22 protein-coding genes, 1 tRNA gene, 1 pseudogene and 1 other annotated feature are annotated in these 21,584 nt (G+C 28.2%); of the genes and pseudogenes, 13 read left to right on the top strand and 11 right to left on the bottom strand.

The genetic code is table 11. From position 1 onward, the window contains the following. Positions 1-4: 4 nt before the first annotated feature. Positions 5-211 (bottom strand) — a binding site (T-box leader). 101 nt (positions 212-312) lie between these two features. The 5 genes from HBE96_RS02130 to HBE96_RS02110 all read right to left on the bottom strand — a co-directional run bounded on the left by HBE96_RS02130 (position 313) and on the right by HBE96_RS02110 (position 2,993). Beyond that, positions 313-388 (bottom strand) — tRNA-Gln (locus HBE96_RS02130). Between the two features lie 68 nt (positions 389-456). Continuing rightward, the gene (locus tag HBE96_RS02125) at positions 457-966 is read right to left on the bottom strand and encodes a hypothetical protein (protein ID WP_169296128.1); all 510 of its coding nucleotides are present in this window, start codon (positions 964-966) and stop codon (positions 457-459) included. An 18-nt stretch (positions 967-984) separates the two neighbouring features. Continuing rightward, positions 985-1,578 carry a J domain-containing protein gene (locus HBE96_RS02120; RefSeq protein ID WP_169296127.1) on the bottom strand — a complete coding sequence of 198 codons (594 nt, stop codon included), beginning with the start codon at positions 1,576-1,578 and terminating at the stop codon, positions 985-987. Further along, positions 1,562-2,440, bottom strand: coding sequence for a DUF5685 family protein (locus HBE96_RS02115; protein WP_169296126.1), 879 nt, complete (start codon positions 2,438-2,440; stop codon positions 1,562-1,564). The genes HBE96_RS02120 and HBE96_RS02115 overlap by 17 nt, the downstream gene beginning before the upstream one ends. A 16-nt stretch (positions 2,441-2,456) precedes the next feature. Continuing rightward, a complete protein-coding gene (locus tag HBE96_RS02110; RefSeq protein WP_169296125.1) occupies positions 2,457-2,993 on the bottom strand; it encodes a class IV adenylate cyclase in 537 nt (178 codons plus the stop codon). Positions 2,994-3,272: 279 nt separating this feature from the next. Here HBE96_RS02110 and HBE96_RS02105 point away from each other — a divergent pair, with 279 nt between their 5' ends. The 4 genes from HBE96_RS02105 to HBE96_RS02090 all read left to right on the top strand — a co-directional run bounded on the left by HBE96_RS02105 (position 3,273) and on the right by HBE96_RS02090 (position 7,665). After that, positions 3,273-4,010: a LytR/AlgR family response regulator transcription factor gene (locus HBE96_RS02105; protein WP_169296124.1), complete on the top strand. Its 738-nt coding sequence runs from the start codon at positions 3,273-3,275 to the stop codon at positions 4,008-4,010. Positions 4,011-4,050: 40 nt separating this feature from the next. After that, positions 4,051-5,307, top strand: coding sequence for a sensor histidine kinase (locus HBE96_RS02100; protein ID WP_169296123.1), 1,257 nt, complete (start codon positions 4,051-4,053; stop codon positions 5,305-5,307). Positions 5,308-5,502: 195 nt separating this feature from the next. Beyond that, the gene (locus tag HBE96_RS02095) at positions 5,503-6,417 is read left to right on the top strand and encodes a peptidoglycan-binding domain-containing protein (protein WP_169296122.1); all 915 of its coding nucleotides are present in this window, start codon (positions 5,503-5,505) and stop codon (positions 6,415-6,417) included. A 222-nt stretch (positions 6,418-6,639) separates the two neighbouring features. Further along, on the top strand, positions 6,640-7,665 hold the full coding sequence (locus HBE96_RS02090) for a branched-chain amino acid aminotransferase (RefSeq protein ID WP_169296121.1): 1,026 nt from the start codon (positions 6,640-6,642) through the stop codon (positions 7,663-7,665). Positions 7,666-7,858: 193 nt separating this feature from the next. Here HBE96_RS02090 and HBE96_RS02085 read toward each other — a convergent pair whose 3' ends face one another. After that, positions 7,859-8,476 carry a hypothetical protein gene (locus HBE96_RS02085; protein ID WP_169296120.1) on the bottom strand — a complete coding sequence of 206 codons (618 nt, stop codon included), beginning with the start codon at positions 8,474-8,476 and terminating at the stop codon, positions 7,859-7,861. A gap of 193 nt (positions 8,477-8,669) precedes the next feature. Here HBE96_RS02085 and HBE96_RS26120 point away from each other — a divergent pair, with 193 nt between their 5' ends. Beyond that, positions 8,670-9,176, top strand: coding sequence for a hypothetical protein (locus HBE96_RS26120; protein WP_243186803.1), 507 nt, complete (start codon positions 8,670-8,672; stop codon positions 9,174-9,176). 207 nt (positions 9,177-9,383) lie between these two features. On the opposite strand, the gene fba is transcribed toward HBE96_RS26120, so the two are convergent. From fba to HBE96_RS02065, 3 genes are all read right to left on the bottom strand, one after another. Continuing rightward, on the bottom strand, positions 9,384-10,316 hold the full coding sequence (gene fba / locus HBE96_RS02075) for a class II fructose-1,6-bisphosphate aldolase (RefSeq protein WP_169296119.1): 933 nt from the start codon (positions 10,314-10,316) through the stop codon (positions 9,384-9,386). A 196-nt stretch (positions 10,317-10,512) separates the two neighbouring features. Then, positions 10,513-10,893 (bottom strand): DUF4363 family protein, encoded by a 381-nt coding sequence (locus HBE96_RS02070; RefSeq protein ID WP_169296118.1) that lies wholly within the window; start codon positions 10,891-10,893, stop codon positions 10,513-10,515. Between the two features lie 19 nt (positions 10,894-10,912). After that, positions 10,913-11,584 carry a DUF421 domain-containing protein gene (locus tag HBE96_RS02065; RefSeq protein ID WP_169296117.1) on the bottom strand — a complete coding sequence of 224 codons (672 nt, stop codon included), beginning with the start codon at positions 11,582-11,584 and terminating at the stop codon, positions 10,913-10,915. 173 nt (positions 11,585-11,757) lie between these two features. On the opposite strand from HBE96_RS02065, the gene HBE96_RS02060 reads away from it, so the two are divergent. The 4 genes from HBE96_RS02060 to HBE96_RS02045 all read left to right on the top strand — a co-directional run bounded on the left by HBE96_RS02060 (position 11,758) and on the right by HBE96_RS02045 (position 15,994). Further along, positions 11,758-13,413 carry a nucleoside kinase gene (locus HBE96_RS02060; RefSeq protein ID WP_169296116.1) on the top strand — a complete coding sequence of 552 codons (1,656 nt, stop codon included), beginning with the start codon at positions 11,758-11,760 and terminating at the stop codon, positions 13,411-13,413. A 337-nt stretch (positions 13,414-13,750) separates the two neighbouring features. Continuing rightward, positions 13,751-14,431: an L-serine ammonia-lyase, iron-sulfur-dependent subunit beta gene (gene sdaAB, locus HBE96_RS02055; protein ID WP_169296115.1), complete on the top strand. Its 681-nt coding sequence runs from the start codon at positions 13,751-13,753 to the stop codon at positions 14,429-14,431. A gap of 4 nt (positions 14,432-14,435) precedes the next feature. Continuing rightward, entirely contained in the window at positions 14,436-15,308 is an 873-nt protein-coding gene (gene sdaAA, locus HBE96_RS02050; protein WP_169296114.1) for an L-serine ammonia-lyase, iron-sulfur-dependent, subunit alpha, read from the top strand. Between the two features lie 152 nt (positions 15,309-15,460). After that, the gene (locus HBE96_RS02045) at positions 15,461-15,994 is read left to right on the top strand and encodes a hypothetical protein (RefSeq protein ID WP_169296113.1); all 534 of its coding nucleotides are present in this window, start codon (positions 15,461-15,463) and stop codon (positions 15,992-15,994) included. 13 nt (positions 15,995-16,007) lie between these two features. Here HBE96_RS02045 and pssA read toward each other — a convergent pair whose 3' ends face one another. Then, entirely contained in the window at positions 16,008-16,529 is a 522-nt protein-coding gene (gene pssA / locus HBE96_RS02040; protein WP_169296112.1) for a CDP-diacylglycerol--serine O-phosphatidyltransferase, read from the bottom strand. A 194-nt stretch (positions 16,530-16,723) separates the two neighbouring features. Between pssA and HBE96_RS02035 the strand changes: the two genes are divergently transcribed. The 4 genes from HBE96_RS02035 (at position 16,724) to HBE96_RS02020 (ending at position 19,731) form a co-directional block, all read left to right on the top strand. Beyond that, positions 16,724-17,389 carry a TVP38/TMEM64 family protein gene (locus HBE96_RS02035; protein ID WP_169296111.1) on the top strand — a complete coding sequence of 222 codons (666 nt, stop codon included), beginning with the start codon at positions 16,724-16,726 and terminating at the stop codon, positions 17,387-17,389. 90 nt (positions 17,390-17,479) lie between these two features. After that, the gene (locus tag HBE96_RS02030) at positions 17,480-17,908 is read left to right on the top strand and encodes a CBS domain-containing protein (protein WP_169296110.1); all 429 of its coding nucleotides are present in this window, start codon (positions 17,480-17,482) and stop codon (positions 17,906-17,908) included. Positions 17,909-18,087: 179 nt separating this feature from the next. Continuing rightward, the gene (locus tag HBE96_RS02025) at positions 18,088-18,975 is read left to right on the top strand and encodes a YegS/Rv2252/BmrU family lipid kinase (protein WP_169296109.1); all 888 of its coding nucleotides are present in this window, start codon (positions 18,088-18,090) and stop codon (positions 18,973-18,975) included. A gap of 111 nt (positions 18,976-19,086) precedes the next feature. Next, positions 19,087-19,731, top strand: a complete 645-nt coding sequence (locus tag HBE96_RS02020; protein WP_169296108.1) for a hypothetical protein — start codon at positions 19,087-19,089, stop codon at positions 19,729-19,731. Between the two features lie 65 nt (positions 19,732-19,796). On the opposite strand, the pseudogene HBE96_RS02015 reads toward HBE96_RS02020, so the two are convergent. Continuing rightward, positions 19,797-21,461, bottom strand: a pseudogene (locus HBE96_RS02015) (YgiQ family radical SAM protein); the annotation flags it as partial. Between the last annotated feature and the right edge of the window lie 123 nt (positions 21,462-21,584).

The raw sequence follows: 21,584 nt of genomic DNA, 5'->3' as shown, positions 1-21,584 counted from the left end.
CTATATAAGAGACGAAAGGCCAAAATTCCGCGGTACCACTCTAATTAAACCCTATAAAGGTTTCACTTAAAAATGTAACGGTTTTAACCGTATCTACTTTTTAGCAGATAAGCTCTAAGGTGAGTTCATATTTTATCAACACTGTTTTCCACCAATTTAACAGCTCTCTTTTGAAGATATAAATATTACTACTCCTTTTCAAAGCCTTATAATTAACTTATTCTAAATTTTATAATAATAGAAACGCTTTGTCAAGGTTTATTATTTGAAACATAAATAAAAAAAGAATCCTTAAAATTAAGGATTCTTTAATGGCTGCCCATGCTGGATTCGAACCAACACAGTGCCTGCTCCAGAGGCAGGTGCCTTACCATTTGGCTAATGGGCAATATTTTTATCAACACAAAATATTATACCATATATGACTAATATGTCAATAATATTAAGAAAAAAGTTTTAAATTTTAAGTTTTCTATTTATTATATCTATAAATAAAGTTAAAACATAATCATATATTAAAAATACAAATTGACTGCCTATAATTACTAAATATATTGATATGTTTAAATTTAACACATTGGGAAAGAAAAACTTGTAAATAAGAAACATAGAAAGCATAGCCATATTAAAGAAAGCCAATTTTAATAAAATTTCTATATACATTTTTCTTATTTTTTCAATATAATATTTTAACACACCATATAAACCAAAAAAGATTATATAAGATATAACTGTAACCTTAATACCACATATAAGTATAGATAGAATGCAGGTAGAGACATATATAATTAGTGCATTTTTTATATTTGTTGTAACTACGGACAGTGGTATAATACAAGAAGCTATTGCCAGTAAATAAAGCTTATTTACTGGCATTACAGTACTTAAATATATACAAATAACTCCAAAAGCTGTAAGAAGGCCTCCTTTAGATATGAAGGAAGCTTTAGTATTTTTACTATCCATATAAATACACTCCTAACTTTAACAGCAGCTTATAAGATCACCACCACTACATTCACAGCAGCAGTCAAGGCAGTACAAAGTAGCACATATATCGCATAAGCTAGTGTCTTTTCTTCTATTGTTATAATAAGGTTCTCTATAAGAATTATTCATGTTATTTAATCTACTAAAAGCTTCTCTATATTTCATGTTTCCAGGATTTAAATTACAAGCCATACTTAAATTATTGTAGGCATCATTATACCAGCCTCTTTGAAGATTAAGAAGTCCCATTAAGTAATTCCATTCAGCATCTCTTGTAGTAATGCTATTTAGTTTTCGTTCAGCTGAAGAAAAGTTACCATTTCTAATCTCCATTTCGATTGATTGATATGAAGAATTATTATTAGAGCTTCCATTGTAATTATTAGAATAAGAAGTATCAGGTGTATTTTTCATTAAATAATCATAAGCTTCATTTAATTCTCTCATTTTATCTTCAGCTAGATCTTTTAGTGGATTATTACCATATTGGTCTGGATGATATTTCTTTGCTAATTCCCTGTAAGCCTTTTTAATTTCATCTTTTGAGGAGGTTTCCTTTACTCCTAATATTTCATATGGATTTCTCATCTTTATCAGCACTCCTTTTAAATACTTTATCCATTTTTTCTAGAAGACCATATTGCAGAATGTTATATAATAGGCCCTCATTTTTTTTAAGTTGTAACTTGTTCAAAAAATAAATACATTGTGAAGCACAAGTACCTAAAATAAAATCGATTCGTTGCTGTATTTGTTTTGAAAATTCTTCATAACAAAGGTTATCCTTGTTAAAACAAAAATTTACAGCATTAAATTTACCATGAGCTATATCATCTTTTAAATCATCAAAGGCATCTATAATGTAAATCCATTTGCCAAGATTATATCCAAGCCAATATAATGGCTCTTTATTATCATCATTATTGTATGAGGATAAAATAAATCCTGTAAGATCTGCAAAATGATGGGCTAGGGAATCTATTGATGAATCTATAGCATTGGCTTCAAGCTTATACAGTCTGGTTAGTATATTTTCTATTTGAGTAATATGTTTTTTAAAATTTGTTGGGGTTTTTTTTAAGTAATTTTTAAAAAGTAGTGAAAAAATTTTACTTTTAGCAGAGTTATCATCATTTACGTTATCTAGAAATTTGTAATAGCTTAAAGCTGTATTACAAAAAGCAGCATAATCCAAACAAGAGTTATTTTTTATTATAACTTTACCTTTAAAAGCATGTATAGCACATTTTTGTTTTGTGTAAATAGGGTCTATATCATTTAATGAGTCCAATAGTATGGCCAAAAAAGTCATATCATAATTAAGGGCCATTCTTGGAAGGTTACCTATATTAGTTTTTATAGATTTACACAGACCACAATAATAGGCTTTAAATTTTTCATAATCTTTTACTTTAAGCTCCATTTTGCATGGAGTGACATAACCGAACATATTTAATTCTCCAATTCTAAAGTCCTCTTTCCTCTAATATTTTAAATATAGTTTTTGATGTGGTATCTTTCATAGTATAACCAAGTAAAGAGAGTACTTCTTCTAATTCTTTATCATCGGATGTTTCTATTTCTATATAAGGAAAAGGACAAAAACTTTTGTCATTTATGTCAATTTCTATTAGAGTGTTCTTATATTTATAGCTTTCTCTATATTTTTTTATTGATTGAACAAGTTCTAGACCAAGTGATTTAAATATATTTTCACCAGAGGTAGCGTCTAGTATTTCAGTTTCATTTTCTTCCATTATTTTATATGTTCCCTGACTTAATAATTTCTTTGTAGTCATATAATAATGAGTAGAATTATTAAGTAAGTCATCAACTATTCTTATTCTTGCATATCCTTTGTTATTTATCAATGCTCTATTATTGAAATCATATATATTATTTATTTGATTTTCTTTTTTTACATTAGTTGCATTTATGTTTTCTAGTTTTAATTTTATATCTTCAACATTTACATCAATTATTCTTGTTTCAAATTCGTTCATATAAAAACTCCTTGTAAAATATTACTTGTAATTTGAATTATAACATAAATATCTACTTTAAGGGTAAACGTGTTTATTAATATATTGAAAAATATAGATATAAATTTATCAATTAGTTATATTTTATGCTTTGACAGGCAGTTACAAATATAATTTGTATCATACTTATAAATGAAAAAATGTAAATATTTACATTGAAAATAAAATTAATATGAAATAAAATGTATTGGAAACCATATTTACTCATATTTTGTAATTTGGAGGGAGGTATACTTTAAAATGGTAAGTGTATTAGTTGTTGAAGATGATTATGTACAGAGGAAAAATCTTGTAGAAATGATATGTGAATCAGATAAGAATTTAGACATATATGAAGCTCAATCTATGCAAGAAGCATTAAAAATATCAAAGGAAACTTATATTAATTTTTTTTATATAGACATTATGTTGAAAGATTCATCAGGATTAAATTTAGCTTCAGAATTAAGAAAAATGGAGATATATAAGTTTACTTGGATAATTTTCATAACCACACATGTTAAGTACATGCTTCAAGCATTTAAGGAAATTCATTGTTATGATTACATAATTAAGCCTTATAAGAAAGAGGAGATAATTGAAACAACAAGATTTCTTGTTTCAGGCAAATACAGGTATAGTATTAAGGAAAATGAAAATAAATATGTAGTTTTTATTTTGCAGGATAGCATTAGTGTAAAATTAGACGTAGATGAAATTTTTTTCATTGAAGTGAATTTAAGAAAAGTTACTTTACATACTAAAAAAGGAAAATATCAACCTAAAAAAATGTCTTTAGCAAAAGCTTTAACTATTATTAATAGTGATTATATATTGCAAAGCCATAAATCGTTTGCGGTAAATGTAAAACTTATAGATAAGATAGAGTCCATATCAACAAAGCTATGGAAAGTAAGTTTTGTAAATTATAAAGAAAAGGCTCTTTTAAGCTACAAGTTTAAAGATGCTGTTGCAGAAATTTTAACAAAAAGTATTTAATAGATATAAGATTTAAGTCTTTAATATTGGGAGATAATAAATGGAAATAGTTAAAATGTTTGTTATTACATTTTTTGAAATAAGTTCTTTTATGATTTTATGGTGTAAATTTAGTTTAAATAAAGATAAAAAAATATTAAATAACTTATGTATAGTGTTTTTTTATTCATGTGTACAAACTATCGTTTGTTCCCTTTTTACATACTATGGAATACTTATTAAATATATAATTCTGGCTCTTTTAATTTGTTTTTTTTATGGTAAAAGTTTCATAGAATCTTCAATGGAGGTTTGTATATATTCTATAGTAATAATTATTTTGCAGTTAATTACAATATATGTGTTGAAAGTTCTTGTTAAAGATTTCAATTATATATTTTTTAGATTTCAATTAAGTGTACAGGTAGTTTTGTTGTTATTTTCCATAGTAATAAATTATTGTGTACCAAATAAAAAAATATATAGTATTACAAAAATAAATTCAAGAATAGTGTACTATATTATATTAAATTTTGTTGGATATATATTGGTTTTTAAAATAATTTGGCAGTATAATAAAAATTTAATATTGAATAACATGATAACATTTATTATTATGCTTATATTTATAGTTATTTTAAATTTTTTCTTGTGCTATTATATTGCTAAAGTAAGTGAAGAGAAGAAAATTGTAGGAATGTATGAAAAGTACCATCCTATTGTTGAAAACATTATAGAAGAGATAAGAGCTAAACAACATGATTTTAAGAACTACTTAAATACTATAAATGGAATAATTCAAGTTTCTAAAGAAGAGGAATTAAAATCTGTTTTATTGAAATATATAAAAAGTGTGAATTATTCTGCTAAATGTATTGATGATATTATGTATATAGATAATTCGATAGTAAGAGCTATAATATACAGTAAGCGTTGTGAGGCAGAAAAAAAGAATATAAATTTTTCATATTATATAAATAATAACCTACTTGAATGGAAATTAAAGGAATATGAACTTTCAGACATATTAAATAATATTTTAAACAATGCTTTTGAAGCTGTAAGTGATGATTCAGATAAAAGTGTTATACTAAAAATATTTAAGGATAAAGATAAAAACATTATAGAAACTAAAAATAGTGCAATTTCATTGGCAATACCTAGCATTAATGAAATGTTTAATAGGGGATTTTCTAGCAAGTCTGGAAAAAATCGAGGATATGGATTATATAATATAAAAAAAATAGTACAGTCTAATGGAGGCAATATTGAACTATCATTTGACAACTATTATGTATGCTTCAAAATATCAATTTAAAATATAAATGCATAAAAGTGAAAAAAACGAACATAAAAAGACTTTAAATAAAAAAAGTCTTTTTATGTTCGTTTTTTTCCTTTTTAGGCAAATTATATTGAATTACATAAAATTATATATAAAATAGATGATGAATGTGTTTAGATTATGTATAATTTTACAATTTTTAATTGCAAAATGTAGGGGGAATTAATTTTGAAGAGTACAAATCAAGTAATGATAGCATTATCATTAGCAATGGGGATAACATTAGGAACTAATAAACATGTATATGCTCAAGGTGTATCAATTAAGACTATAAATAAACAAGATCAATGTATTATAAATAAGAATTTTAATAGAATAGTTAAGTTTGGTGATAAAGGAAATATTGTAAAACAAATTCAAAGTGCATTAAATTTATATAATGGAGCTGGTCTTGTAGAAGATAGTATATATGGTAAAGATACAAAGGAAGCTGTACAAAAGTTACAAAGAAAATTACACATACATGAGGATGGAATATTTGGTCCTACAACAGCTAAGGGGCTATTGTCATATAATAATAAGTTTTCAGTAGATGATAATAATGGATTTACTCCAGTATCTACAGATATTCAAAAACAAATGATGGATTTAGGTTATAATATAAAGGCAAATGGGGACTTAAATAGTGTTGATACAGTAGAGGTTGTAAAAAGGATACAAAAAGAAAATAATATGAAGATAACAGGAAAAGTGGATGAATTATTTATAAGTAAAATACAAGAAGAAATTAAGAGACGATTAAAAGAAACACAAAATTTTGAGTCAGATACTAATTATTACATATTGGTCAATTTGGATGATCATGTATGTACAGTTTATAGAAGAACGCGACATTTGTGGAAAAAAATTAGAGTTTTCAATATTGTATCATCTGATGATATACAGAAAGGAAACTATAAAGTGGGAATTAAGGGGAAAAACCTTTCGTTGAATTATATAGATGCAGGTTATTTTACACAGATAACTGGATTGGATACGTTTTATTATAGTAAAGAAAATATAGGCTTTGGACTAAGGGTTTCCAAAGAAGATGCGGAATTTATAAACCAAATTCCAACAAAAACAACTATAAAAATATTCTAAATGTATAGTTTTACACAATATTATAAAATCTTGTTTTTATTTGTTTTATGCTAACCACCTCCAAAGTTGTATGGTTTTGCTATATACAATACATTTTATAAATATTTAAATTATTGGAAGTTTAAATATTTATGGCATATTGAGGAATAATAGTACAGAATTCTATGATAATATATAAATAAATGTTTTAGAAAGTATTATTTCTCTTTGGAGGTGTTTTTAATGGGTAAAGAACTAAGTATTGACTGGAAGAACTTGGGCTTTAATTATATTAAAACAGATTTGAGGTATATTTCAAGATGGAAAGATGGAAAATGGGATGAAGGACAATTAGTTGAAGATAATATGATTAGTATAAGCGAAGCTTCTACTGCTCTTCACTATGGGCAAGAATGTTTTGAAGGGCTAAAGGCTTATCGTACAAAGAATGGTGAAATTCAACTTTTTAGACCAGATAGCAATGCAAAGCGTATGCAAGATAGTTGTAGACGTATTTTAATGCCAGAAGTGCCTGTAGAAAAATTTATAGATGCATGTATTAAGGTTGTTAAAGCAAATGAGCGATATGTACCTCCTTATGGTACTGGAGCAACTCTTTATCTTAGGCCTTTCGTAATAGGCGTAGGAGATAACATTGGTGTTAAACCAGCTCCTGAATTTATATTTTCTATATTTTGTATACCTGTAGGACCTTACTTTAAGGGCGGTCTGACTCCTGTAAACTTTAATATAGCAGAATATGATAGAGCTGCTCCATATGGTACAGGTGCAGCAAAAGTTGGAGGTAACTATGCAGGGAGTCTTTATCCACATGAATTAGCAACTAAAAAAGGTTTTGCAGATTGTATTTATCTTGATCCGGCTACTCATACTAAGATAGAAGAAGTTGGAGCGGCTAATTTTTTTGGAATAACAAAAGGTAATAAATTTGTTACTCCAAAATCACCATCAATTCTTCCAAGTATAACTAAGTATTCATTACTACATATTGCAAAAGAATATTTAAATATGGAAGTAGAAGAAAGAGATGTTTTAATTGAAAACTTAGATGAATTTAAAGAAGCTGGTGCATGTGGAACTGCTGCAGTAATAACTCCGATTGGTGGAATAGAGCATAAAGGAAATTTGCATGTATTTCATAGTGAAACAGAAGTAGGACCTGTAACTAAAAAGCTTTATGATACGCTTTATGGAATTCAATTTGGAGATATAGAAGCTCCAAAGGGGTGGATTGTAGAAATTAGTTAATGATTGACGTGGTTTTACAATAACAATATTTACTTTCCATAGCTAATGTTATATTTAAGCCATTCCCTGTTGATATTTTAAGCTTTAGATCAAAGCAAAATAATTATATGTCAAAGGTATGGCTTAAATATATTCTACAATTAATTATACTTAGATTTAATATAAATTATAATTAAAAAGTTCTTCTTGAAGGTTAGTTTTTGCTGGGTGTTTGCTTATTAAGAAGTACAATATTGGAGTTCAGATTGTTCTGCAATACTTTTACTGCTATTTTTTTTGCTATGGAATTAACACTGGTTTTAAAATCGTTTTCTACAATAATATCTGCATTTTTAATTACTTCACTTGCAGATTTTTTTATTATATAATTTTTTGAGTTATTTACCATTATGAAAAATCCAGGATTAACAACAGTACAAAGACTGTTAGATTCGCAAATTATTAAAGTGTTTTTAGGAATTTGTAGCATAAATTGTTCAATTCCGCATTGAATATGAGATTTCAAACATTTAAGCCAAAATACTTTTTCAGCACCTGATAATAATAAAAGTGAAGTGTCTTTTTGAGTGTTTCTATTAGTTTCTTCTAATAGTTCAAAGTTCCCCTGCATATTAGAGCAGGTTCCACATCCATTCCCACCTCTTGGGCATTTGCTATTTTTTTGTTGAATTGTAGTTACTTTTAATCCAATAATGTGATAACTATTTTTTAGTTGATTAATTAATTCAGTAGCAAGAGTGGTTTTTCCACTGTTACGACTTGATGAACCAATCAAAATCATTTGTGGAATATGTAATAAATCCTTCTCCATTTAGTTTGTCTCCTTTCTACTGTTTTGTATAGAACAGTTATATATTAATTTTTATTATACGATATTTATTTGTGATTTATCAAATACCATAAATTAGTAAACTGTGCTACAATGTTATCAAAAGGTTTATATAATATTTTCTAAAATGTTTAACTTCAATGTGTTATTTAATAATGGATAGGAGGTAAATGAAATGAATAGTTATTATAAGCAATTGGTTACTACGTATAAAACAGTTCAATATAAATCTTTATCATCAGTGACAGTGGTAGGATTTATACTGGCACTAATTATGGTGGTAACATATCAAATGATTCCAGCGGTAGTATTGGCAGCTGCAGCTATTGGAGCTGGCTATTTTAAAAGATATTTATATGTTGAATATGAATATGAATTTAATAAAGATGAAATAAGCATATGTAAAATAATCGGCAAGGTCAGTAGAAAAAAGTGTATTGAGTTTAATATAAAGGATATGGAAATTTTAGCTACTGAAAGTAGTAAGCATTTAAAGGCTATAAATAATTTACCCAAAAAAAAGTTAAAGTTTTATCCAGTAACTTCAAAAGCAGAAATTTACTCTGCAGTAGTAAAGTATAATGGCGAAAGGGTTCAACTAAAGTTTGTACCAGATAATCAATTCATAGAACTATGTTATAAACATAATTCTAAATGTGTAAAAAAAGAATTAACAAATTAAAAATAAAATGATACAAGGGGCAGTAAAAGTTAAAATCAAAACTAGTAATTTCAGTTGTACATGTAATTATTGATAATTTTATAATTTAGCTCTTAAAAATTAAGGCGAATCCTGCTATTTTATTATACTACGTAAAAATTAAATATCTATTTATAAATAAAAGTTCCTTAAAGAAGGCTTAGCCTTTCTTTAAGGAATTTTTAAGTATTATTTTAAAGAATCAGTTGAACCAAGTACATCTGAAATTTTGTTTTCAACAACTTTTTGAATATAATCTCTTCCAGCTCCGCAGTACTTTCTTGGATCAAATTCCTTTGGTTTATCTCCGAAAGTTTTTCTTATAGCAGCAGTCATAGCCAATCTTAAGTCAGTATCCATATTAATTTTACATACAGCCATAGAAGATGCTTTTCTAAGCATGTCTACAGGGATACCTTTAGCGCCAGCTATATCTCCACCATATTTATTACAAGTTGCAACAGCTTCAGGATCAACAGCTGAAGCTCCATGAAGAACTATTGGGAAACCTGGTAATTTTGATTGTATTTGTTCTAATATATCAAATCTTAATTGAGGTTTAAAATCTACTGGGAATTTAAATGCGCCATGAGAAGTTCCGATAGCTATAGCTAATGAATCAACACCTGTTCTTTTAACAAAGTCTACAGCCTGATCTGGATCAGTGTATATATGTTCAGCAGCAACAACATCATCTTCAATACCAGCTAAAACACCAAGTTCAGCTTCAACAACAACACCTCTAGCATGTGCATAGTCAACAACTTCTTTTGTTTTTGCCACATTTTCTTCATATTCATAATGTGAACCATCAAACATAACTGAAGTAAATCCAGCATCAATAACTTGTTTAACAGTTTCAAAATCAGGACCATGATCTAGATGTAAAGCAATATCAATTCCAGTTTCCTCTATAGCAGCATCTACCATAGCCTTTAAATATTTTGCGCCAGCATATTTTATTGCTCCTGCAGAACATTGAAGAATAACAGCTGAGTTTTTAGCTTTTGCGCCTCTGACAACACCTTGAAGTATTTCCATGTTGTTGATGTTAAAAGCTCCTATTGCATATTTACCTTCATAAGCTTTTTTGAACATTTCCTTAGTAGTAACTAATGCCATTTTGTATTCCACCTTCCAAATTTTTTTCATATTTTGATGGGATACGAATATTAAAAATACTCATATCCGTAAATAGCTATATCTTCAATAGAACGGGACTGATTGAGGCCCGGCGGGACCTATCCGTTATATATACATTATAGTCTATTCAGTTTATATTTTCCATAGTTTAATTATAAATTATTTTGTGAGATTTTTAAAATACATTTTGAATATTTACTTTTTCCATGTTAATTATATGTTTGAGTAAAAATTTTATTACATGATTAGAAGCTAAAGATTCATCTTCATTATGGCATTTAGTGTATTGAGTAAGTTTCCATATTTCATTGTTAATATTGTCTATTTCAGCATGGTTTACAAAAATGGAAATTTTGCGGGTACAGTTATCCCAATTATCTAAAAGAATTAAAGATTTATTATAAGCTTCATCCCAAGATTGAGTATCTATGGAGCGTTCTATTTGTGCATTAAGTGTATCTAATTTGGTACAAGCACGACCTAAATAGTTTATGGAAAATATCAAAGATAGAAGCATACTAGTGAAAATTATAAAAGCAGCTAATAAATTTCTCATTTAATCACATCCCTTTACTTTATGGCATTTTTTGATAATAAAAACTACCTTTTGAATCTATAAGGGCTATAAAAACTTCTTTAGAAGAATTTATATTAAGTTTTTTTAATTTTTCATTAAGCCAGGTTTCATCTTTATTTAGTATTTTTAAATTATCGTGATTTATGCTTCCATCTAAGATTAAAGTAATAGGAATTGTATCTTGTTTAAATGGTACTTTTAAATCACCTTTTGTAGCTGGAGCAAGGTCAGTTTTTGGTATAACAGATACTTGCCCGCTAGTTTCCAGTATGACATAGTGTACATCATCTAAATTATAGTAACCTTGAAGCCTAAGTTCTTCCATTAAATCATTTATGTTGAATTGTTGGCGTTTTAATTCTTTAATATCTATTTTTCCGTTATTAATTAAAATACTTGGCTTACCATTTAGCAGAAGTCTAATTTTTTCACTTTTAAGTTCAAGTACAGATAAAAATGTTTGAATTAGTAGCAGTGTGATAATAGCTATAACTCCATGTATAATTGGTATTCTAGTATCTTGAATTGCAAATGAAGCTAATTCAGAAATCATTATGGTAACAGCAAGTTCAAAAGGTTGAAGCTCACCTATTTGTTTTTTACCCATTAAACGCATTGATATAATGACTAAAAAATATAGTATAGCTGTTCTAATAAGTACAGTAAACATCCACATACCTCCGTAGAATTAGATTTTATGAAGTTTAAGCTAAAAGTATATATAAATTACTTTAACTCCTAACATATATTTTCTGTATAATGTAAAAAAATATAACTGAATTTGAACATTTTTAATAAAATGACGTATAATAATAGTACACAAAAAAATGGGGGGAATGGAGTATGTCTAAATTAAAGGTTAGAATAAATGGTAACGAATTGTTAGTTGACAAGGGAACTACCATATATGATGTAATTAAACAAGTTGATTGCAAAGACAATATTCCCATAGTACTTGGAAAGGTAAATGGAGAATATTGTGAACTTTTATCAAAAATTGAAAAAGATGCAGATATAGAAACTGTAAATATTACTGATAAACTTGGAAGTAAAACTTTTATAAGAACTCTGCAGTTTATTCTTATCAAATCAGTTTTAGATTTGTTTCCTGAAGCTCAAATAACTATAGAACATGCTTTAAGCAAAGGTTTGTTTGGTGAAATTCATAAAGAAGTTCCTTTAAGTGAAGAAGATATTCAAAAAATAAAAGTAAGAATGAATGAAGTAATCCAAAAAGATATTCAGATTAAGAAAGTATGTATGAATAGAGAAGAGGCTATAAAAATATTTACTTCATATAAAATGGAAGATAAAGTTAGATTATTAAATCATGTAAATACAGATACTGTTAAACTTTATGAACTAGATGGTAGATACGATTATTTCTATGGTTCTATGGCTTATTCTACAGGAGTAATAAATTTATTTGATTTGAAGTATTATGAACCAGGTTTCTTACTTAAATATCCTATAGAAACAGATCCTTTCAATATGCCTAAATCAACGGAATATAAAAAGCTAAGTAAAATATTTAGAGAAACAGAACAATGGGGAAATATATTAGGAGTTGGGGATGTTGGATCCTTAAATGATAAAGTTGAAAATAAGGAAATTGTAGATATAATAAGGGTAGCAGAAGCACTTCATGAAAAAAAGATAGCTTATATAGCAGATATGATAAGCGAAAGGGAAAATGTTAAAATAATATTAATAGCAGGTCCTTCGTCTTCAGGTAAAACTACTTTTGCTAGAAGGCTTGGAATACAGCTTAGAGTTAATGGACTTATACCAGTTCCCATATCATTAGATGATTACTTTGTAAATAGAGAGAGTACTCCTAAGGATGAAAATGGAGAATATGATTTTGAATCCATATATGCTCTAGATTTAGAGTTATTTAATAAAAATTTAGAACAACTACTTAATTATGAAGAAGTAGAAATACCTTCTTTTAATTTTAAAACAGGAAGTAGAGAATGGATAAATCAAAAAATTAAACTTCCTAAAAATGGAGTGCTTATAATTGAAGGAATACACGGTTTAAATGAAATGCTTACTAGTTCAATACCTAAAGAAAACAAATTTAAAATATATATAAGTGCTCTTACACAATTAAATGTAGATAATCATAATAGAATAGCAACTACAGATGTAAGAATTATAAGAAGAATAGTAAGAGATTACCTTTCAAGGGGATATGGCGGAGAAGATACTTTAAAAATGTGGCCATCTATAAAGCGTGGAGAAGAAAAAAATATATTTGTGTTTCAAGAAAATGCTGATGTTATGTTTAACTCAACTTTGCTATATGAATTATGCGTATTAAAGCAGTATGCATTAAAGGAATTAGAGAAAATAAACTCTAAAAGTCCTGTGTATTATGAAGCTTTAAGATTAAAGAGCTTTTTGCACTTTTTTAAAAATGTAGAGATGGATTTAGTACCAGATAATTCCATATTGAGAGAATTTATTGGTGGAAGCTGTTTTTATAAATACTAGTATTTAAATAATTAATATATTTGAATAATTGGGAGCTGTCCTATTAAGCAATTCACATACAATATGTTGTATGAAGTATTCTTACTATGACAGCTATTTTTGTATATAAAATGAATTTAAAATTTGTTAAAATCTTGGCAATTAGAATGATTTAATTCATATAAATAAAATATTAAGGAGATTTTCCATCTAAATTTTATAAATTTCTACAAAAAAGTTTCAAAAAATGTATGAAAACGATAAAAATTATTGTATAATTAAGTTGAAGCAAATGCATTATTACAATAATTTTTGTAATTTTTATAGAAATAGATAGATGGAAAGGTTGGGTTATAAAGTGAGAGAATACAGTGCTTTTGATATTTTGGGACCTATAATGATAGGACCATCTAGTTCTCATACTGCAGGAGCAGCAAGATTGGGAAAAGTTGCTAAGACTATAGCTGGTGGAGAAGTTAAAAAAGTGCAATTTTTCCTTCATGGATCCTTTGCTAGCACATACAAAGGACATGGAACAGATAAAGCTTTAGTTGCAGGAATACTTGGAATGGATCCTTGGGACCAAGGATTAAAAACTTCTATGGATAAGGCTAAAGAAAAAGGCATTGAAATAGAATTTATACCAACAGATCTTGGAGATGTACATCCTAATACAGTTAAGTTCGTAATAACAAGAACTGATAACAAAATAGTAGAAGTAATAGGATCATCTATAGGAGGAGGAAACATAGTAATAACAGGTATAGATGGAGAAAATATAGAGTTTACAGGAGCATATCCTACTATACTAATAAATCACATAGATATACCAGGAATGGTGGCTAAGGTAACTGCAGTATTATATGATTATGAAATAAATATTGCTTTTATGAGAGTTTACAGAAGTGGAAAGGGTTCAGCAGCAGCAATGGTATTTGAAGTGGATAATGTTGTGTCTCAAGACCTAATAGATGAAATAGTAAAAATACCTAATATAAAAAATGCAAGAGCTATAAATCCTGTAAAGGAGGAGAACTAAGATTATGGTTAATTACGGATATGAGCTTATAGAAGTATGTAAAGAAAAAAATTTAAGTATATGGGAATATACTATTGAAGAAGAAGCTAAAGCTTCTAATAGTACTACTGAAGAAGTTTTTGAAAAGATGAGAAAAAATTTAAATGTAATGCAGGAATCTGCTGAATATGGATTAAAAAATAAAGTTACATCAGTAAGTGGTCTTATAGGTGGAGATGCTTATAAGTTAGATAAATATTCTCAATCTGGGAAAACGTTAACAGGGGATTTTATGGTTAAGGCAATGGCAAGAGCGCTTTCTTGTTCAGAAGTAAATGCAGCTATGGGAAAAATAGTAGCTGCACCTACAGCAGGTTCTTGTGGTATAATGCCAGCTACAATAATAAGTGCTGGAGAGAAATTAAATAAAACAGAAGATGAATTGGTTAAGGCATTATTTACAGCTACTGGAGTAGGCATAATAATAGCTAAAAATGCTACTATGGCAGGAGCAGAGGGTGGATGTCAAGCTGAATGTGGTTCCGCAGCAGCTATGGCTTCCGCAGCAGTAGTAGAAATGATGGGTGGAACTCCAGAACAGGCGTTAAATGCATCAGCTATAGTAATAAAAAATATATTGGGATTAGTATGTGATCCTATAGCTGGATTAGTAGAAGTACCTTGTGCAAAAAGAAATGCTTCAGGTACAGTTAGCGCACTAACTACAGCAGATATGGTTATGGGAGGAGTTTGTAGTAAAATACCTTTTGATGATACTGTTTCAGCTATGTATAAGGTTGGAAAGCAACTTCCATGTGAATTAAGAGAAACAGCACTTGGAGGATTAGCAGTTACAGAAACAGGATTAAAATTAAGAAAGCAGGTACTTGGAGAATAACATTATATAAAATTAATTTTAGGAGAATTAGGGTTTTAAATCTAATTCTCTTTTTTAATATTTTATATATGCTAAATTTTAATATTTTGAATTAATTTGAGTAAAGTTAAATATATTAGTATTGGTATCAAATTTTACATGGTGGAGTATTTATGGCATATAGAAAGATTATAGAAGATTACTATAATGATACAAATAATTTAACTGATTATTTATCAAAATTAGTTAATTCATATAGACTGCTAGTAGGTGCAGCAGGGGAACTGAATGATATAGCATTAGCACATAAGAAGGAGGTAAGAAAGGCTATAAATACATCTAATGACCTTTTAAATGTAATAGATGAGGTTATAGATGTTTTGGAAAAGACAAGTTTTGGATACATGGATTATTGTAAAATAAAGGGCAAAATAATGCAATCTACTATGCAGGTTCAGTATATACAAACAGAAATTGACAATGAATTAAAGTTACAGAATTCTGAAAAAGGTGCTTCTGATAATTCAGGAGATGTTATTGATACTGAAAGAGAGGTTTTTAATACTCAAAAAGATATGCCTATCAATGAAAAAGATACTGATAATAGTGAAGAAGATGGTTCTAACAATGGGAAAGATGCTGTTAGTAATGAAGAAGATACTTCTAGTAGTGAAAAAAATATTAATAATAATGGAAAAGAGGTGTGAAAATCACACCTCTTTAGAATTTCTTAAATCTGTGTTTGCATACCATAAGGTAAGATAAAACTACTAACAATACAATTGTAAGTTCAACAGGTGCAAGAAAGTTCATTGTAATTAAACAATATATAGCCATAAACATACCTGCAAAAGTTATAGGTATACCAAAAAATTGTCCATCAAATTCAGTAACATTGAATCTAGCAAGTCTATAAGCGCCAGCTATAGGTAATAATAATACTAGAGAGTATCCTAATAATCCAAAGTTAGTTAAGCCATAAAGATTAAAAGCAAGGATGGAAGGTGCTACTCCAAAAGAAACTAGATCTGCAAGAGAATCTAATTCTTTTCCTAAATTACTAGATACATTTAAAAATCTTGCTACTCTACCATCATATCTATCAGCTAGACATGCAAGTAGTATGAAAATACCCGCCCATTTGTAATTTTCTTGAAATGTCATCATTAAAGACATTACACCGCAACCTAAATTAGCAAACGTAAAAACATTAGGTACAGCACTTTTAGCTATTTTAGCCATTATAATCACTCCTAAATAATATAATAAGTATTGTATTAATTATAAAATCACATTGTGTATTTAGAACTATTATAACGCATTTTAATAAAATATTTAAGTGTATATATAATATTTTTTATAGAAAAATTATAAATTTTTTGTTAAAATGAATTTAATAAGGAAAAACAATTAAAAATAGAGAGTTGAGGAGCTTAATGAAAAAAAATAAAATAAGAGTATTACAGTATTTTACTGCAGCCATATTAATTATAATAGTTGCATACATTATGATCAAATACGGAAAAAGATTAACACATTTGAGAGTAAGACATGTGAAACATTATATTTTAAGCTATGGTAGATTTGCTTCAGTAATTTTTGTGCTATTGTATTCTATAAAACCTGTAGCTTTAGTAGTTCCAGTCTCGCTTTTATCAATTGTAGCAGGAAATGTTTTTGGACCTTATAAAGCACTTTTATTAAGCATGATAGGTTGTTTTACATCAGGTACTTTAGCTTTTTTCTTAGCACGATTTTTAGGTAGATCTTTTGTAGATAAACTTTTAAAAGGCAAAGCTATGAAGTTGGATTCAAATATTGAAAAGCATGGAACTATGATTATGTGTATAATGAGATTATCGTTTATATTTCCATATGATCCATTAAGTTATGCTGCTGGTTTAACTAAAATGAAATATAAGGATTTTATTATAGGAACTATGATAGGTGTTTTTCCAGAAATGATTTCTTATTCGGTTATAGGAAAAAGTTTAGAACATCCTTTTTCAATTAAGTTTTTTATTCCAATAATATCAATAATGGTTATAGCTTTTACTGCATTAGCTATATATAAATCATCAAAGAAAACTAAAAGTTTGTAAGAAATACTTTCTATAAATTTACGCTTATATTCAATTCATTATAAGGACACAATAGTTTTGAAGTGTAAATTTTGAAGAGAGGTGTTTTTTATGAAAGTTAAAGATGTAATGACTAAATGTATTGTTAGCTTGAATGCTGAGGACAATGTTGAAAGAGCGGCACAGCTTATGAGAAAACACAATGTAGGTTCAATTCCTGTATGTAATGGTGATAAGGTGATAGGAATAGTTACAGATAGGGATATAGCTATAAGATCTGCAGCAGATGGAGAAAATTCTAAAAAGCAACCTATAAGGGAAATTATGTCTTCGAATCCTGTTACGGGAAATCCTGATATGGATATTCAAGATGCATCTAGAGTTATGAGTGAAAGACAAATTAGAAGACTACCTATAGTAGAATCTAACAATTTAGTTGGAATAATATCTTTAGGAGACATAGCTATTGAACCTAATCTTCAACACCAAGCAGAACAAGCACTTAGTAATATTTCTGAACATACTACACCAGAAATTTAAAATTTAATAATTTATGAATAAATCCACAAGAATCGTTGATAATCTTGTGGATTTATTATATAAGGTGTTATAATATAATAGTTAATTATCAAAAATGGATGTACATTCCATTTTAAGTTTAGCCTAAGTTACATATTTAGTCTAGATAATAAACTTTATTAAAAGTAGGAGAGTTTTATATGAAGAAAGTAAAGTTTATATATAATCCATACTCAGGTGAAAATACCATAATAGGGAATATTGATAAGGTTATAAAAATACATCAAAAATATGGATATGAAGTTATACCCTATAGAATTAGTTATGAACATAGTATAATTGAAGCTCTTAAAGGGGTAAATAAAACTTATAAATATATTCTGATAGCTGGTGGTGATGGTACTATTGATGAAGCTGTAAATCAGATGAAAAACCTGGATTTAAATATTCCAATAGCAATACTTCCAGTAGGCACTGCTAATGATTTTGCAAAATTTATTGGAGTTCCAGAAGATGTAGAGGAAGCCTGTGAACGAATATTGAACAGTAAGCCTAAAAAGCTGGATTTGGGAAAAATAAATGATAAATATTTTTTAAATGTAGCAAGTACGGGTCTTTTTACAGATGTATCTCAAAGAACAGATGTAAATTTAAAAAATACAATTGGTAAGCTTGCTTATTACATTAAAGGATTAGAACAGCTTGCTAGTCTTAGAAAGCTTAAAATAAAGGTAACATCTGAGAATTATGTATTTGACGATTATATGTATTTAATGATGGTATTCAATGGACAGACTGCTGGAAATCTAAAGTTTGCGTATAAAGCCGAATTAGATGATGGAATGCTGGATGTAATAATAATAAAAGCAGGAATGATAAAAGATATGATAGCCCTCTTTATAAAGATGTTTAAAGGGGAGCACTTAGAAGGCACAGAAGGTCTTGTATACTTTAAGTCTAATAGAATAGAAGTAGAATGTCATGAAGACATAGTAACGGACATAGACGGTGAAAGAGGACCGGACTTTCCATTAGTTATAGAATGCATAAAAGAAGGAATACAAGTTTTGGGAACTAATATATCCTAAAAAGTGCTTTTGAGTTAAATAATTATATATTTAATTCAAAAGCATTTTTTAGTAATATAACCTTAATTCTTATAATAGATATAAAATAGTAGTAATGTATCAGGAGGTAGTATGTTAAAGTTTTATATCTATATTTCTTTGCTACTTATTGTAATTTTACTTTTATTTAAAAGCATTCATTTAGATTTACACTGTCCTAAAAAGATTAAGACTATAGCGCGTATTGCAATAATAGCTATGAGTTTAAGATATGCTGCACTTTTAATACTATTTTTAGTTCGGAATATAAGATATCTTTATTTATTAAAACCTTTGTTTTTTATGAATTTAATTGCTGTACCTTTAATAATTCTAATTGTATTGTACATATTTGTGAAAGGACATACTATAAATTTTTCTTATGTATTCATAATAGCAGGAATTTTGATAGCGTTGTATGTTTTTATTATGATCAGATGTACATGCTTTTTAAGAGGTTATAATAACTTAGGATACACTATGATGTTTATACAGCATGCGTATATATATTGGGGTTATATTGTAATAAATACTATTACATTATTTATTGCTGTAGGATTTATTTCTAAGAAAAGTATAAATAAAATAGGAATGAGTTTAGTAATTGTCTCTTCCATTATAACTATAGCAGAATATATAATGTGGGTTACAGGAATTACTTTTATTACGCAGAATATAACAGGAGATATGTTGTGGATGTTAACTTTAGTATATGCTTTGAATAGGGTGAAAAAATAGGTATATTATACAAAAAACACACTCTGAAGTGTTGAATAAAACTTCAGAGTGTTTTAACTTAAAAGTTATTTTTTAAATTTGCTTTTAAAAGTTTTTTTAGTTTTTTTGCTTTCAGGTCTAACTTTAGTATTAGATTTATCAAATTTTTTATTTTTTGATTTAATACCAGAGGATTCTTTACTAGAATGCCTTCTTTTTCTAGGTGCTGTTTCGGGAATAAGACATTTTGGTCCACTTCCAATTAAATCCTCACGATGAGCTTTAATTAAGGCTTCTTTTACAAGGTTATAATTTTCGGGCATAGAAAATTGAAGTAAAGCTCTCTGCATATTTTTTTCTTTTTGTTCTTTAGGCACATAAACTTTTTCATTAGTTAGCGGATTAATTCCTGTATAATACATTGTAGTTGACAAGCTTCCTGGTGTAGGATAAAAATCTTGAACTTGTTCAGGCATATATCCCATATCTTTAATATAAAGGGCCAATTCTATAGCAGCATTTAAGTCACTGCCAGGATGGCTGGACATAAGATAAGGCACTAAATATTGTTTTTTATCTATTTTTTTATTTATCTCAAAATATTTTTTAGCAAATCTATCATATACGCTGCGACTAGGTTTCCCCATTTGCTTAAGAACCTTGTCGCTTATATGTTCTGGTGCTACTTTAAGCTGGCCGCTTATATGATGTTTACAGAGTTCTTCAAAAAAGGCAGTATTTTTGTCATAAATAAGATAATCGTATCTTATTCCTGAACGTATAAAAACCTTTTTAACTCCAGGAATTTGTCTCATTTGTTTTAAAAGGCTTAAATATTCTCTATGATCCACTATTAGGTTTTTACAAGGACTAGGAGAAAGGCATAACCTATTTTTGCAAACTCCATGAGTTTCTTGGGGTTTACATGCTTTATGTCTAAAATTTGCAGTAGGTCCACCTACATCATGTATGTAACCTTTAAAATCATCTAATGTGGTTAAAAGTTTTGCTTCATCTAAAACAGAAGTTTGACTTCTAGTTTGAATAGTTCTCCCTTGATGAAAAGTAAGAGCACAGAAGGAACAAGCTCCGAAACATCCTCTATGACTTGTAATAGAAAACTTAACTTCTTTAATAGCAGGAATACCACCCTTTGCCTCATATATAGGATGATACGCTCTAGTATAAGGAAGATTATATACTATATCCATTTCTTCTTCAGTTAAAGTGAATTGAGGAGGGTTTTGAACAATATAATGATCCCCATGTTTTTGTACTAAAGTCTTTCCACTTATAGCATCCTGTTCATAATATTCTATTTTGTAAGCTTCTGCATAGCTTTTTTTATTTTCAGATATTTCTTCAAAAGAAGGAAGTTCTATAAAATCATTTAAATTATTTGTTTCTTTACATGAATATTCTGTTCCTCTTACATTTGTTACATTATTAATTTCCATACCATATTTAAGAAGATTAGCTACTTGAACTACGGTTTTTTCTCCCATACCGTATATTAAAAGATCTGCCTTAGAATCAATTAGTACACTTCTTCTTACTTTGTTGTCCCAGTAATCATAATGTGCAAACCTTCTTAAACTTGCCTCTATACCACCAATTATAATTGGCACATTTTTATAAGCCTCTCTAGTTCTATTGCAGTATACAATAAGGGCTCTATCAGGTCTGTGACCGCCTTCCCCACCTGGAGAATATAAATCATCATGACGCTTTTTTTTGGAGGCTGTATAATAGCAATAGGTAAGCTTTTGATAATTAACTTTGAATCTATCAAAATTAACTGTTATATTTCTCCAGCTTTTCCCCTGCTCCACACCGTACGTGCGACTTTCATCGCATACGGCGTTCCATCAATT

The sequence above is a fragment of the Clostridium muellerianum genome, assembly GCF_012926525.1.
Classification (GTDB): domain Bacteria; phylum Bacillota; class Clostridia; order Clostridiales; family Clostridiaceae; genus Clostridium_AM; species Clostridium_AM muellerianum.
This window is presented reverse-complemented; position numbering and strand designations above follow the sequence as displayed.

What these genes read in the sequence shown, in the direction of transcription:
- HBE96_RS02125 (WP_169296128.1), bottom strand. Translation starts at nt 966, where the DNA reads ATGGATAGTAAAAATACTAAAGCTTCCTTCATATCTAAAGGAGGCCTT.
- HBE96_RS02120 (WP_169296127.1), bottom strand. Translation starts at nt 1,578, where the DNA reads ATGAGAAATCCATATGAAATATTAGGAGTAAAGGAAACCTCCTCAAAA.
- HBE96_RS02115 (WP_169296126.1), bottom strand. Translation starts at nt 2,440, where the DNA reads ATGTTCGGTTATGTCACTCCATGCAAAATGGAGCTTAAAGTAAAAGAT.
- HBE96_RS02110 (WP_169296125.1), bottom strand. Translation starts at nt 2,993, where the DNA reads ATGAACGAATTTGAAACAAGAATAATTGATGTAAATGTTGAAGATATA.
- HBE96_RS02105 (WP_169296124.1), top strand. Translation starts at nt 3,273, where the DNA reads ATGGTAAGTGTATTAGTTGTTGAAGATGATTATGTACAGAGGAAAAAT.
- HBE96_RS02100 (WP_169296123.1), top strand. Translation starts at nt 4,051, where the DNA reads ATGGAAATAGTTAAAATGTTTGTTATTACATTTTTTGAAATAAGTTCT.
- HBE96_RS02090 (WP_169296121.1), top strand. Translation starts at nt 6,640, where the DNA reads ATGGGTAAAGAACTAAGTATTGACTGGAAGAACTTGGGCTTTAATTAT.
- HBE96_RS02085 (WP_169296120.1), bottom strand. Translation starts at nt 8,476, where the DNA reads ATGGAGAAGGATTTATTACATATTCCACAAATGATTTTGATTGGTTCA.
- HBE96_RS26120 (WP_243186803.1), top strand. Translation starts at nt 8,670, where the DNA reads ATGAATAGTTATTATAAGCAATTGGTTACTACGTATAAAACAGTTCAA.
- fba (WP_169296119.1), bottom strand. Translation starts at nt 10,316, where the DNA reads ATGGCATTAGTTACTACTAAGGAAATGTTCAAAAAAGCTTATGAAGGT.
- HBE96_RS02070 (WP_169296118.1), bottom strand. Translation starts at nt 10,893, where the DNA reads ATGAGAAATTTATTAGCTGCTTTTATAATTTTCACTAGTATGCTTCTA.
- HBE96_RS02065 (WP_169296117.1), bottom strand. Translation starts at nt 11,584, where the DNA reads ATGTTTACTGTACTTATTAGAACAGCTATACTATATTTTTTAGTCATT.
- HBE96_RS02060 (WP_169296116.1), top strand. Translation starts at nt 11,758, where the DNA reads ATGTCTAAATTAAAGGTTAGAATAAATGGTAACGAATTGTTAGTTGAC.
- sdaAA (WP_169296114.1), top strand. Translation starts at nt 14,436, where the DNA reads ATGGTTAATTACGGATATGAGCTTATAGAAGTATGTAAAGAAAAAAAT.
- HBE96_RS02045 (WP_169296113.1), top strand. Translation starts at nt 15,461, where the DNA reads ATGGCATATAGAAAGATTATAGAAGATTACTATAATGATACAAATAAT.
- pssA (WP_169296112.1), bottom strand. Translation starts at nt 16,529, where the DNA reads ATGGCTAAAATAGCTAAAAGTGCTGTACCTAATGTTTTTACGTTTGCT.
- HBE96_RS02035 (WP_169296111.1), top strand. Translation starts at nt 16,724, where the DNA reads ATGAAAAAAAATAAAATAAGAGTATTACAGTATTTTACTGCAGCCATA.
- HBE96_RS02030 (WP_169296110.1), top strand. Translation starts at nt 17,480, where the DNA reads ATGAAAGTTAAAGATGTAATGACTAAATGTATTGTTAGCTTGAATGCT.
- HBE96_RS02025 (WP_169296109.1), top strand. Translation starts at nt 18,088, where the DNA reads ATGAAGAAAGTAAAGTTTATATATAATCCATACTCAGGTGAAAATACC.
- HBE96_RS02020 (WP_169296108.1), top strand. Translation starts at nt 19,087, where the DNA reads ATGTTAAAGTTTTATATCTATATTTCTTTGCTACTTATTGTAATTTTA.